This window comes from Clostridium estertheticum subsp. estertheticum (assembly GCF_001877035.1).
GTDB lineage: Bacteria > Bacillota > Clostridia > Clostridiales > Clostridiaceae > Clostridium_AD > Clostridium_AD estertheticum.
On sequence record NZ_CP015756.1, the window covers coordinates 2,267,876 to 2,282,558 of the forward strand.

At 30.5% G+C, this 14,683-nt stretch carries 8 protein-coding genes; 7 read left to right on the forward strand and 1 reads right to left on the reverse strand.

What is annotated here, in order from left to right; genetic code table 11:
- Positions 1-11: 11 nt before the first annotated feature.
- The 6 genes from A7L45_RS10445 to A7L45_RS10470 all read left to right on the forward strand — a co-directional run bounded on the left by A7L45_RS10445 (position 12) and on the right by A7L45_RS10470 (position 11,288).
- The gene (locus A7L45_RS10445; RefSeq protein ID WP_071612712.1) at positions 12-1,721 is read left to right on the forward strand and encodes a sulfate adenylyltransferase subunit 1; all 1,710 of its coding nucleotides are present in this window, start codon (positions 12-14) and stop codon (positions 1,719-1,721) included.
- Positions 1,722-1,839: 118 nt separating this feature from the next.
- Entirely contained in the window at positions 1,840-3,540 is a 1,701-nt protein-coding gene (locus A7L45_RS10450) for an ABC-ATPase domain-containing protein (RefSeq protein WP_071612713.1), read from the forward strand.
- 58 nt (positions 3,541-3,598) lie between these two features.
- Positions 3,599-4,627 carry a threonine aldolase family protein gene (locus A7L45_RS10455; RefSeq protein ID WP_071612714.1) on the forward strand — a complete coding sequence of 343 codons (1,029 nt, stop codon included), beginning with the start codon at positions 3,599-3,601 and terminating at the stop codon, positions 4,625-4,627.
- 170 nt (positions 4,628-4,797) lie between these two features.
- Positions 4,798-8,226 (forward strand): pyruvate carboxylase, encoded by a 3,429-nt coding sequence (locus tag A7L45_RS10460; RefSeq protein WP_151553963.1) that lies wholly within the window; start codon positions 4,798-4,800, stop codon positions 8,224-8,226.
- A gap of 460 nt (positions 8,227-8,686) precedes the next feature.
- A complete protein-coding gene (locus A7L45_RS10465; protein WP_224616962.1) occupies positions 8,687-10,108 on the forward strand; it encodes a glycoside-pentoside-hexuronide (GPH):cation symporter in 1,422 nt (473 codons plus the stop codon).
- A gap of 163 nt (positions 10,109-10,271) precedes the next feature.
- Positions 10,272-11,288, forward strand: coding sequence for a LacI family DNA-binding transcriptional regulator (locus tag A7L45_RS10470; protein ID WP_071612716.1), 1,017 nt, complete (start codon positions 10,272-10,274; stop codon positions 11,286-11,288).
- A 123-nt stretch (positions 11,289-11,411) separates the two neighbouring features.
- Here the strand turns inward: A7L45_RS10470 and ppx are convergent, their stop codons facing one another.
- A complete protein-coding gene (gene ppx, locus A7L45_RS10475) occupies positions 11,412-12,914 on the reverse strand; it encodes an exopolyphosphatase (protein ID WP_071612717.1) in 1,503 nt (500 codons plus the stop codon).
- 226 nt (positions 12,915-13,140) lie between these two features.
- Between ppx and A7L45_RS10480 the strand changes: the two genes are divergently transcribed.
- Positions 13,141-14,682 (forward strand): Ppx/GppA phosphatase family protein, encoded by a 1,542-nt coding sequence (locus tag A7L45_RS10480; protein ID WP_071612718.1) that lies wholly within the window; start codon positions 13,141-13,143, stop codon positions 14,680-14,682.
- The last annotated feature ends 1 nt before the right edge of the window (position 14,683 follow it).

Here is a 14,683-nt window from a genome sequence, read left to right on the forward strand (position 1 = left end):
GTTTATTACTAATGGGAAATACAAGAGAACAATTAAGAATAGTTGCAGTAGGACACGTAGATCACGGTAAGTCTACGGTAATTGGAAGGTTATTGTATGATACAAAATCACTACCAGAAGGTGCAATTGAAAAAGTTAAAAGAATTGCTAAAGAAACAGGTAAACCTTTTGAATATGCGTATCTATTAGATGCTTTTGAAGAAGAACAAAAACAAGGAATTACAATAGATACAACTTCACTTCAATTTCATACAGATAAACGGGATTACGTAATTATAGATGCACCAGGACATATAGAATTTCTTAAAAATATGATTACAGGTGCAGCTAGTGCTGAAGCTGCACTACTTATAATAGACGCTAAAGAAGGAATACAAGAACAATCTAAAAGACATGGTTATATATTATCACTACTTGGTATAAAGCAGGTGTGTGTTGTAGTTAATAAAATGGATCTTATAGATTACAGCCAGGAAAAATTTAATGTTATAAAAGATGAAATGAATGCTTTTCTAAAAAAATTAAATGTACATCCAATGAGCTACATCCCTATTTCAGCATTTTATGGTGAAAATTTAACTTCAAAATCAGAAAAATTATCTTGGTACAAAGGAGAAACCGTTCTTGAAGCATTGGATTTATTTACTCAGGAAGAAGGATTAGACGCAAAACCACTAAGATTCCCAATTCAAGATGTATATAAATTTGATAATAGGAGAATAATTGCAGGTAGAATAGAAGCAGGTACGCTTAAGGTTGGTGATGAAATTCTTATTTCTCCATCAAACAGGACTACAAAAGTAAAAAGTATAGAAGCCTTTGTAGAAAAAGATAGGGTAAGTACAGTAAGTGCAGGAATGTCAGTGGGAATTACTTTTGAAGATGAGTTTTTCAATAAAAGGGGAGAAATAATTTCACACATTGATAATGCTCCTGTTATTGCTGATCTTTTTACTACTAATATATTTTGGATGGGAAAAAATAGTTTAGTAAAAGGCAGAAAATATAAGATAAAACTTGTAACTCAAGAAGTAGAATGTGAAATTGTAGCTTTTAATAAAGTTATAGATGCAAGTACTATAGGAACTTATGAAGATGCAACTGAGGCGAAAACTAATGATGTAGCTGAAGTTACTATAAGGACAAAGGAAAAAATATGTTTTGATAAATTTGCAGATAACCAAAATACAGGTAGATTTGTAATAGTAGATGGTTATGATGTAAGTGGTGGTGGAATTATTTCAGGGGTAGCAGAATCTACTAGTGTCATAGAAACTACCTTTAGTAAAGATAAATTTAAACTTACTATTAACTGTTTTGATGAATACTATTTTGATATTAAAGCACTAGCAATTAAAAAAGAATTGATAAAGGCTACACAATATAAAATTGGAGATAATGTGCCTTTCCTTGGATCAAGTTATGAATACACAAAAGATTTTGATATAATTGCATTAAATGCTGGTCTTGTTTCTAAAATAAGAAATGGTAAGTTAATAGATGTTATACCAGTAGAAAATTACTCATATGAACTTATAGTTATTATAAATGAAAAAGGATTTGGTATTAAACTAACATCACAAAATGATTTCGTATCATATAAAAATGAATACAAAAAAGTTATGAATGAGAAGTTTGCAAACAAATGGTTAGAATTTACTAAATATAGAACAATAAGATTTAGTGATAGTGTAGATGAAACATTAGAATATTCAATTTAGAGTAAATATGAGATTTAATTAAATGAAAAATCTAAAGAGCCAATCGGGATAGGTAGCAGTCTCCGTGATTGGTTCTTTTGTTATAAAACATGGGATATGTTAAATAAAGGAGAGTTATATGAAAAGTTCGCAAGTTTTGAAAATGGAAATAGATAAAATTGATGGGAAAAGCTATAGATTGTATAAAAACTTAGAGGGAGAGTATGATTTTGGAAGTTTTGTGCTTTGTATAGACCATGTTCAAGGTGATCCTTTTGCATCACCATCAAGAATTAGAGTAATAGTGGATCAGAATATTTCTAAATTTCCAAAAGAAATTTTTGATAATAAAATTAAAAATATTGCAGTAGCAGATTTTTTAACAAGAGAATTTTATTATAATATAAATAAGTGTTCTGAAAAAGTTTTTGGGTCTGGGAAAAGTGGATTAATAGCAATAAGTAAATGTCCACAGGAAATATTAGATAGAACTTCAATAATTATAGATGAGGATAAAATAGAAGCTAGATTTTATGTTGGATTTCCAGCAAGAGGGAGAAGTGTACTAGCCAGAGAACTTGAGAAAATTTTGTATAATGTTATACCAAACATTGTTGAAAAGACTTTAATATATAAAAACATAGATAGTGAAAAATTAACAAGTAGAGTAACCCTTGTAGAAGATCAAGAATATATAAGAAGGTCACTCAAAAGTCTCGGGCTAGTTGCATTTGTGGCTAATGGATCGATATTACCTAGAGAAAGTGGAGTGTCTACAAAGGCACTAAAAGGTGGTATAGCATTTGCATCACCAAAAGCCCTAGAAGTAGAATTTAATACAAAGAGTCATGGTAAAATTCGTGGCATGGGAATTAAAGCTGGTATAACACTTATAGTAGGTGGAGGATATCATGGTAAATCCACATTATTAAAAGCTTTAGAACATGGAGTTTATAATCATATTGAAGGTGATGGTAGGGAACTTGTTATAACAGATGAGTCAGCCTTAAAGGTAAGGGCAGAAGATAGCAGATGTATAACTAAAACGAATATATCTCTATTTATTAGTAAACTACCTAACGGTAAAGATACAATAGAATTTTCTACAGAAAACGCAAGTGGAAGTACATCAGAGGCGGCAAGTATCATAGAGGGAATAGAAAGTGGAGCAAAGGTACTATTATTAGATGAGGATACTTCAGCCACCAATTTTATGATGAGAGATGATTTAATGCAAAAATTAGTTTCAAAGGAAAAGGAACCAATTACACCATTTATAGAAATAGTAAGACCTTTACATAAGCAAAATGGTATTTCAACAATAATGGTAGTAGGAAGTTCAGGAGAGTTTTTCGATGTAGCAGACAGCGTAATTCAATTGGACAATTATGAAGCAAAGGATGTTACAAAAGAGGCTAAAAAGTTAAGTCGTGGTAATATAATGCAAAGAATTATTGATAGAGATTTAAAAACGAATATTGGGTTTAATAGAGTAGTCAAGGCCGGAACTATAACACAAGGGGATAAAGGTATTAAGATGAAAACAATTGGGTTAAGTGTTTTAAGTATAAATCGCGATGATATAGATTTAAGGGCTGTGGAACAAATAGTTGACAGTGAGCAAGTAAATGCTATTGGAAGTATTATGAAATGGGCGGAAGTAAGTCTTATGAATAAGGGTTTAAATTTTGGTGACATGATTGATAATATAATTTGCCAAATAGATAGAAATGGGTTAATATCCATGGATAGATTAAAAGGTGGAAGCGGTAGTTTAGCAATGCCTAGAAAGCAAGAAATAATGGCGACCTATAATAGATATAGAAAGCTAAAAATATAAAAAGTTATAACAAAGACTTAAAGTTAAAATAACCAATGATGTAGAGAGGGGAAAATAAATGTATAGTTTTAAAAATGATTATAGTGAAGGCGCTCATCCAAATATACTCAAAGCATTAATGAAATCAAATATGGAGCAAACAGAGGGATATGGAGAAGATAAATACTCAATAGGTGCAATTAAATTATTAAAGGATAAAATAAAGTGTAATGATATTGATATCCATATGTTTTGTGGTGGAACTCAAACAAATCTTACATCTATTTCTGCATTTTTAAGACCACATGAGGCTGTTATATCAGCGAGCACTGGACATGTGTTAGTTCATGAAACTGGAGCAATAGAGGCAACTGGCCATAAAGTTATTTCTGTAAAAGTAGATGATGGAAAACTTAAACCTATTCATATAAAGATGGCTATAGATGAGCATACAGACGAACATATGGTAAAGCCTAAAATAGTTTATATATCAAATCCAACAGAAATAGGTACTATATATAAGAAACAGGAGTTAAAGGATTTATATGATTTCTGCACTAAAAATAATATAATTTTATATGTTGATGGAGCAAGGCTAGGGTCTGCATTATGCTCAAAAGAAAATGACATTAAGATTTCAGATTTGCCAAGGCTTACTGATGTTTTTTATATAGGTGGAACTAAAAACGGTGCATTAATGGGTGAGGCCCTTGTTATTTGCAAAGAGGGTCTTAAAGAGGATTTTAGATATCATATTAAGCAAAAGGGTGGATTACTTGCAAAAGGCAGGTTAATAGGTATACAGTTTTTTGAGCTATTTAAAAATGATCTTTATTTTGATTTAGCGAGACATGCTAATTTTATGGCGGAAACATTAAAATTAGGAATTAAAGAGTGTGGATATAAATTTTTAATAAATTCATCAACAAATCAAATATTCCCAATATTGCATAATAAAACAATTGAAAAACTTCAAGAAAATTATTTGTTTTTTGTATGGCAAAAAATTGATGAGGATAATTCTGCAGTGCGATTAGTAACATCTTGGGCAACTAAAGATGAGCATGTTAAGTCATTTATAGATGATTTAAAACTAATTAGCAAATAAGAAAATAGATGATAAATTCAACTTAACTAGCATAGATTATTGTAGGATACTATTAGTTTATTGCAATATTAGACTTATTTTATTGCATTTTAGGTGGAAATCATGTATTCTAGTTAATAATGATTAATGAATAATTAAATGAACAAAAGGCTATATAGGGGGTAATGAAAGTGAGAAAGTTTAAAAGAGTACTAGTAGCAAATAGAGGTGAAATTGCAATAAGAATTTTTAGAGCTTGTAATGAGCTTGGGATTCGTACGGTTGCAATTTACTCTAATGAGGATAAATATTCTCTATTCAAAACTAAGGCAGATGAGGCATATCTAATTGGGAAAAATAGAAGTCCAGTTGAAGCATATTTAAACATCGAGGAAATAATAAGTATTGCGCTTAAAAAAGGTGTAGATGCTATTCATCCAGGGTATGGTTTTTTATCAGAGAATCCTGAATTTGCAATAAAATGTGCTAAAGCAGGTATTGAATTTATAGGACCAACTGCGGAAATGATGGATAGTCTTGGAGATAAAATTAAATCTAAGATTGTTGCAAATGCGGTAGGAGTGCCAACTATACCTGGAGATAAAAAAGAAGTTGATACAGTTTATGAGGCAAAGGAACTTGCAGAAAAATGTGGATACCCTGTTATGCTAAAAGCAGTCGCTGGTGGTGGTGGACGAGGCATGAGAATTGTACGCGATGCAAGCGAATTAGAATCTTCTTATATTAGTGCTAAAAGTGAAGCAAAAAAGGCTTTTGGTATAGACCATCTTTATGTAGAAAAATATCTTGAAAAATCTAAACATATAGAAGTGCAGGTTCTTGGAGATAAGTTTGGAAATATTGTTCATTTGCATGAGAGAGATTGTTCTATCCAAAGAAGGCATCAAAAGGTTGTAGAATATACTCCTGCATTTTCAATATCACAGGAAAAAAGAGATGAAATTTGTAATGATGCATTAAAAATTGCTAAATCAGTAAATTATAGAAGTGCCGGCACATTGGAGTTCTTAGTAGATACTAAGGGGAATCATTATTTTATAGAAATGAATCCTAGAGTTCAAGTTGAACACACCGTTACAGAAATGGTAACTGGTATTGACATAGTTCAAAGTCAGATACTTATAGCAGAAGATTATGCTTTAAATTCACCTGAAATAGGAATTAAATCACAAGATGATGTAAAGGTTAATGGGTTTTCTATTCAGTGTCGTATAACAACAGAGGATCCTTCTAATAATTTTGCGCCAGACACAGGGAAAATAGAAGAATATAGAACTGGTTCTGGTTTTGGAATAAGACTTGATGGAGGTAATGGATTCGCTGGGGCGATAATTAGTCCTTATTATGACAGTTTACTTGTAAAAAACATATCATGGTCTAGAACTTTTAAAGATGCCATAAAGAAGTCTATAAGAGCTGTAGAGGAAACTAGAATTACAGGAGTAAAGACTAATATAGGTTTTTTAATTAATGTATTGAATCATCCTACTTTCCTTAAGGGCGAATGCAATACAAATTTTATTGAAGAAAATCCTGAACTTATATCTATTACACCTCAGGCAGATGAAGAAAGTAGAGTACTTAAATTTATTGGTGAAAAGATGGTTAATGAAAACAATGGTATTAAAAAACTTTATGATGTACCAGTAGTTCCAAAAATAATAATGCCAAATGAACTTAGTGGAACAAAACAAATATTAGATCTTCAGGGGACAGAAGGACTTTTAAAATGGATTAAAGGACAAAACAAATTACTATTAACTGATACAACAATGAGAGATGCTCAACAATCATTAATGGCAACTAGAGTGAGAACAAAGGACATGTTAAAGATAGCAACTGCTACCTCTGTTTATGGAACTGATTTGTTTTCTCTTGAAATGTGGGGAGGAGCTACTTTCGATGTAGCATATAGATATTTGAATGAATCTCCTTGGGAGAGATTAACACAACTTAGAAAAAAAATTCCTAATGTACTTTTTCAGATGCTTATACGTGGAGCGAATGCAGTAGGTTATAAGAATTATCCTGATAATATAGTTCGTGAATTTATTAAAGAATCAGCGAGTAGTGGTGTTGATGTATTTAGAATATTTGATTCACTAAATTGGCTTAAAGGAATGGAAACTTCAATAGATGAGGTTCTTAAAAGTGGTAAGGTTGCAGAGGCTTGTATTTGTTATACAGGCGATATATTAAATGATAAAAAAAATAAATATAATTTAGATTATTATATAAAGCTTGCAAAGGAAATTGAAAAAACAGGAGCTCATATATTAGGCATAAAAGATATGTCAGCACTTCTTAAACCTCATGCTGCATTTAAGCTGATTAATGCCTTAAAGCAAGAGGTAGGAATGCCTATACATCTTCATACTCATGATACTACAGGAAATGGTGTTGCCACAGTTTTAATGGCGGCTCAAGCAGGTGTTGATATTGTAGATACTGCATTTAACAGTATGTCAGGTCTTACTAGTCAGCCAGCTTTAAACTCAGTTGTTGCAGCACTTAAAAATACTGACAGAGATACTGGAATAGATCTTAAAGGAATTCAGGGGATTTCAGATTATTGGGATGCTGTAAGACCAGTTTATGACCAATTTAAATCAGATTTGAATTCTGGTTCAGCTGAAATTTATAGATATGAAATCCCAGGAGGTCAATACTCTAATCTTAAACCACAGGTAGAGAGTTTCGGTCTTGGACATAAATTTAATGAAATTAAAGAAACATATAAAGTTGTAAATGATATGGTAGGTGATATTGTAAAGGTAACTCCATCCTCTAAGATGGTTGGAGATTTTGCAATATTTATGGTGCAAAATGACCTTACACCAGAAAATATATATGAAAAAGCAATTAAAATGTCCTTCCCAGATTCTGTTGTATCCTACTTTAAAGGAATGATGGGTCAACCAATGGGAGGATTTCCAGAGAAACTTCAGAAACTAGTTTTAAAGGGTGAAGAGCCAATTACAGGTAGACCAGGTGAATTATTGCCAGATGAAGATTTTGATATGGTGGAGAAACACTTAATAGAAAAATTTAATATAACTCCAACTAAAAAAGATATATTAAGTTATTCATTATATCCAGATGTATTTGATAACTATATTAAATATATTCAGGAGTATGGAGATTTAAGCAGAATTGGAAGCGATATTTTCTTTCACGGACTATATGAGGGTGAAACCTGTGAGGCTGAAATTGCAGATGGAAAAACTCACATGATAAAGTTACTTCATATTAGTAAATTAGATTTAGAAGGAAATAAAGTTCTTGTGTTTGAGGTTGATGGAAATAGACGTGAAATAAAAATCAAAGACAAAAACAACAAGGATGTGTTAAACTACCAAATGTCACAAATGGCAGATCCGTCAAATCCTTTAGAGGTTGGATCTCCAATACCAGGAACCGTTATATCTATCCTTGTAGCAGAGGGAGATACAGTAACCGAAAATCAACAATTAATGGTAGTTGAGGCTATGAAAATGGAGACTAGGGTAATTGCCTCAAAGGCAGGTGTAGTTGAGTTAATAAATGTTAAAGAAGGACAACAGGTAAAGGCTGGCGAACTTTTAATAAATTTAAAATAGAATAGAGTGGATAGGAAAAGATAGTAAAACTTTGAAATAAGGTTTTACTATCTTTTTTATATTTTTACGATTATATGTCCAAACAAAATGAACAACTAAAGAATATGTAATTATATTCTGAAGTATTAAGGATATGATTGTAAAATAAAATAGTATTGTGTAAACGACTAATATATGCTAATATATAAAAAGAAAGAAAAGGTTTTCCTAAATGGAATTATTTGATTTTACATAATTCTTTATAGCTAAACAAGCGTACTTGTAAAAGTACGTATTAAATTTAGGAATATAGAAAAGGTTTTCCTATAAAAATTTTAAGGTGATATTGTGGACATGTTGCTTAAATAATTGGTATTTTAGTAGGGGATATACCTTATGGACTATTTCTGTAAAGTAAAAGAATGTATAAATAAAACAAAGATAGCATTAACACTATCCAATATACAAGGAGGAAATAAAAATGAAACAAGTGAATCAAATGAAACAAAGATTTGCATTTGCAGCAGGTGCATTCGGCCATGATATTTTTTATCAAGCATTATCAACATATTTCATGATTTTTGTTACAAAAGCAATGTTTGCAGGAGCTCCAAAGGAAACTCAGATGAAAATGATAGGGTTAGTTACCTCATTAGTTGTAGGTATCAGACTAGTTGAAATTATCTTTGACCCAATTATTGGTAGCGTTATAGACAACACTAAAACTAAATGGGGGAAATTCCGTCCATGGCTTTGTATTGGTGGAACAATCAGTGCAATTTGCTTAGCAATGCTATTTACTAACTTTTTTGGACTAGCAACAAGTAACCAAACTTTATTTACAATTTTGTTTATTATTGTTTTCATCATATTAGACTGTGCTTTTTCATTTAAAGATATTGCATTTTGGTCAATAATCCCAGCACTTAGTGATGATTCGGCAGAACGTGGAAAATTAGCAACATTCGGACGTTTCGCTTCATCATTAGGGGCAAATGGAACAACACTAGTAGTAATTCCTATAGTTTCATTCTTTACCTTAGTAGTTACTGGTCACTCTGGTCAAGGAGCTAGCGGATGGTTCGCTTTTGGTTTAATAGCTGCAATAATCTATGGTGTTACAAGTTGGATTGTAGCTCTTGGCACAAAAGAACAAGAAAGTGTTTTACGTAAGCAACACGGTAAAACTTCACTTAAAGATGTATTTACTGCACTTACTAAAAACGACCAATTAATGTGGTTGGCACTAGCATATCTTTTATTTGCTATAGGGTATGTAGCTACAACAGCCGTATTAATGCTTTACTTCCAATATGTAATTGGAAATATATCAGCTTTTTCAATTGTAGGTATTGTAGCTGCAATTTGTGGCATTATATCTGTTCCACTTTACCCAATTATCACTAAATTTATTTCAAGAAAATATGTTTACATAATTGGTATTTTATCAATGTTAATTGGATATTTGATACTTTCCGTAGTATCAACGAGTTCAATGGCAGTTATTATTATAGGTCTAGTATTCTTCTATTTTCCGTATCAATTAATTTTTCTAGCAGTGCTTATGACAATAAGTGACTCAGTTGAATACGGACAATGGAAAAATGGAGTTCGTAATGAAGCAGTAACTTTATCCCTTCGTCCATTATTAGATAAACTCGCAGGTGCTTTATCTAATGGTATTGTAGGTTTCATATCAGTAACGTGTGGTATGATTGGAGATGCACAAGCAAGTGATATAAGCTCTCGAAGTATTGTAACATTTAAAATGTGGGCTTTCTATTTACCAGCAGCATTAATGATTATCTCTGGTGTTATCTTTTTATTCAAAATTAAATTAACAGAAAAGAAACATGCTGAAATAGTTAAAGAATTAGAAGCATCATTATCAAAAGTAAACTAATTTAATTCAATAATTAAAGCATTATTAATGCTATAAAGCTGCCTCAACACAAAATTGGGGTAGCTTTATCTTTACAAATTTTAATTTGAATAGTAATATTTCCATATACGAGTAATTAGTTAACTTAATATATGTAAATTTTCTTGCTTTATGGGAGGGCAAAATGAAAGCTAATATAAGAGATGTCGCAAGAGAAGCTAATGTGTCTATGAGTACTGTATCAAGAGTTATGAATAAAAATTATCCTGTTAAAGAAGAAACTAAAATTAGAGTTGAAAAAGCTGTAGAAAAATTGAATTTTAGTCCTAACACATTGGCAAGATCATTAATTTGTCAAAATACTAAAACAATAGGAATTTTAGTTCCAAGCATAGACAATTTATTCTTTCCAACTGTAATTAAAGCTATTGAATATGAACTTAGAATAAATGGTTATTCAATTTACCTTTGTGATACAGCTGATAACGCTTCAGAAGAAATAAAATATATAAGATCACTTACGGGAAGACAAGTAGATGGCATTATAGTAATTGACCCCAAAACAGAAAATATGAGAAGTGGGTTTTATGAAATGGTAGGAAAAGATATACCACTTGTATCAATCAATGGATATAATAAGGACATAGATTGTAACTTTGTACTTAATGATGAAGCAAATGGTGCAAGGCAAGCAATGGAGTATCTTTTAAAACTTGGACATGAAAATATAATATTTGTACGAGGAAAAGAGAGTTACTCATATGATATAAAAGAAAACGTTTATATTAAATTTATGGAAGAAAATAAATTAACTGTTCAAAAGAAAATTATAGATGTTGGTGAAGGCAATAGTTACGATACTGTTGATGGTACAATGAATATAATGAGAAAAGAACTAGCAAACTTAAAGGCACCTATTGCTGTATTTTCCTGTAATGATTTAATGGCACTTGGAGTTTTAAATGCTTGTAAAAAAATGAATCTCGATGTACCTAATGAAGTTTCGATAATTGGATTTGATAATATTTGTATTTCGAGTATTGTTGAACCAAAACTTACAACGGTAGATCAAAATATGTATTTACTGGGGGAAAATGCTGCAAAAATGCTTTTAGAATTAATAGATAATAACAATCAAAAGGTTAACAGAATTAAACTAAGCACAAAACTAATCATAAGAGATAGTTGCAGTAATATTTAGATTTAAATATTAAGATTTAAATATTTAGATTTAAATAATAGTTAATCATAAGGTTCTAAATTTAATTAATATGAAAAGGCATCTACGAATAAATAGGTGCCTTTTATAAGCATGTAGTCTATATTATTTTATTATTAATTTCTTATTATATGTTTTTTCAAATGATGAACAGCATTGCATTGCTGCACTTATTTCAAGCAGTGGGTCAGCTTTTGCGTCAACGGTTATAGTTACAGTATCTAATCTAATGTCGCAACTAATAAATTGGATATTCCCATTTAAGCAACTATCCAGGCTCTCGCTAATATGTAATAGCACGCTTAATTTATCTATTATCTCTAAATCTTGTTTAGTTATTAAATTTTGGTACAATTTCAAGTCAATTTTAAATTCATTTTTTCTATGAAGTGCTGCTACGTATGATGCCATTAGTTGCTCTTTATGAGTAAGTCCATTAATTTTAGAGTTTGCAATCATATAGGAAGAATGTTTATGATGATCAAAATAACTTATCACAATCCCTATATCGTGAAGCATTGCTGCAGTTTTTAGAATTTTATAAGGGTTTATTTTTATGTCGATAATTGCATCAAGTTCATTGTATAGGGTTTTAGTTAACATCCATACGTGACTCGGATGTTTAATGTCAATTTTGTAATTAAGTAAGTGATTATTAAGAGAGAAATCAAGGACATCATCTAAAGGTATTTTACTATTAAAGATATATTCATATAAAACACCATCGCGAAGACCACTTCCGCTAACATGGAGTTCTTTTATATCGAGGTATTCAATTAAGGAAACTAATGATGCAGCAGCACCAACAAAAATATCGGCTCTTTCTTTTGAAAGCCCCTTAAGCTTTTTTCTTTGATAAGAATCTTTAACTTTAACCTGATCATAGATAGCTATAACTTCATTTGTAGGAATTATATAATTATGAAGATTATCTATAGGATAATTAGTTTTTCTCTTATGTAATTTACCTATATTTCGTATAGTACCACCAATCCCAATTATGGGTATGTCGTTAACTTCTTTTAGCCAAGGAATATCATTATAAATGGAAGTGAAAAATGTCTTAATTTCAGCTTCGCTTTCCTCATTCATGACTTTTTGAAGTGAAAACTTTTCTGTGAGATTTATGGCACCAAAGGGTAAACTTATAGAAGCTTTTAATTTTCTGTTTTTGACTAAAATTAATTCTGAACTACTTCCACCAATATCCATTATTAGCGCATCAGAAAAATCCATACTGTTGATAGCTCCAAAATAATCATAATAAGCTTCTTCAATACCAGTTAAAACGCGAATATCAATAGAAAGTTCCAATTTAACACGGTTTAAAAATTCAATTTGATTGGTGGCTTTACGGACAGCTTCTGTAGCAACAGCTAAAATTTCACTTATATCTTGAATAAAACACAACCGTTTAAAGAAAGCTAAAGTAGATATAGCATTATCAATTCTAGAGGGATTTAATTCTCCATCTATGGTTATATCTTTGCCAAGGCGAACACTCCTTTTAATTTCATCTACTATTCTAAAGGAATTATCTTTGTTTATTTGAACAATTACTAGACGTATAGAATTTGATCCTATATCAATTATGGCTATTTTTTTCATTTTGACTATTCCCCTTTTAAATTCATTTTTTATACAACTTATGTCTATAATAATTAATAGTTATAATATTTGCAAGTGTTAATAAATATGCCCCTTATAAATAAATATTTTTTTATGGTTAAAGTTAGGTTAAAGTTTCGTTAAATATAATATACATTATTGTATAATAACAAACATTATAGTAGTATCAATATATATGAATTTTTTTATACAAAGGAGATTTTTTATGGGTACAGCACAAGCATGGAAGATAATTGCGGCTATTGATTTGGGTGCTAACTATCTAAAAATGACAATTGGAGAAATAAATAAGCAAGGGGAAATTATAATTTTAGAGGAGGTAGTAAAACCTACAAAAATAGGAAAAGATACATTTTCTAAAGCTAGAATTTCTGTTAAGACAATTCATGAGACTTGTGATGATTTAAATGGGTTTGTTAGACTTATGAAGGATTATAAAATTAAGTTTTACAAAGCAGTAGCAACTAGTGGCATGAGAGAAGCTGAAAACAAACAATATGTCTTAGAACAAATACGACTTAGAACAGGGTTAAATGTTGAATCAATAAACGTAGCAGAAGAACAATTTTATATGTTAAAAGCAGTTAGAAACCATGTAAACTCAATAGATATTAAAAAATCAGAACAATACCTAATTGTTAATATTACTTCTGGCGCAGTGGAGACATCGATTTATGAAGATGGTAGATTAAAATTTACAGAGCATGTTAAAATTGGCTCTTTAAAAATAAGAGAGGCTTTATCTGATTTAGAAACAAAGACAATTGAATTTTCAGAGACTATGCAACAGTATATAGAAAGTAAAATATATACACTTAAGCCTCAAATTAAAAAGTTTGAAATTAATCATTTTTTAGGACTAGGAGGAGAGTTAAATACACTCTGTGGAATTATAAGAAAAAAGAGTGGAGCTAATAAGAAAGATTATTACATTAAAAAGGAAGCATTATTATCACTTACAAAGGAAATTAGTAACATGGATAATTTCCAAATTAAAACCACCTTTGGACTCTCTAATAAGACTGCAGAACTTTTGCTACCATCTATACTTATTTTTTATTGCTTTCTTAAGATGACTAAAGCAGAGGGAATTCAAATTCCTAAATTATCACTAAGGCAAGGAATTTTATATGATTTATCTGATGAAATACTAAATATTCCACGAAAAGAAGAATTAATACACGATATCATAAGTTCCGTTTGGTATATAGGAGAAAAATATCAAATTGATAAAGAGCATGCGACTTTTGTTGAAAAATTATCGCTTGAAATTTTTGATCACACAAAAAACTTACATAAGTTAGGAGAACGAGAACGCCTTTATCTCCAGGTTGCAGCAATACTTCATGATGTGGGTGGTTTTATAAGTGCAAATAATCATAATTTCCATTCTTATAATATAATAAGAGCTCAGAGTATTGTTGGGTTTTCCGATATTGCTATTGAGATTATTGCAAGTTCAGCAAGGTACCACTCAGAAGAAATTCCTATAATGGCGCATAATAATTATAGAGTTTTAAGTGATGTTGATAAAATGATTGTATCCACATTAGCGGCAATATTAAAATTATCAGAAGCTTTAGATATATCACATATGCAAAAAATAAAAGAAATCAAACTACTAGAAACAAGGGATAATATGTTTTTTAACTTGAGGTCTAAGGGTGATATTATTTTAGAGGAATGGAATTTCTCAAAGTATGTAGATTTTTTTGAAGAAGTAATTGGTGTTAAACCAATAATATAAA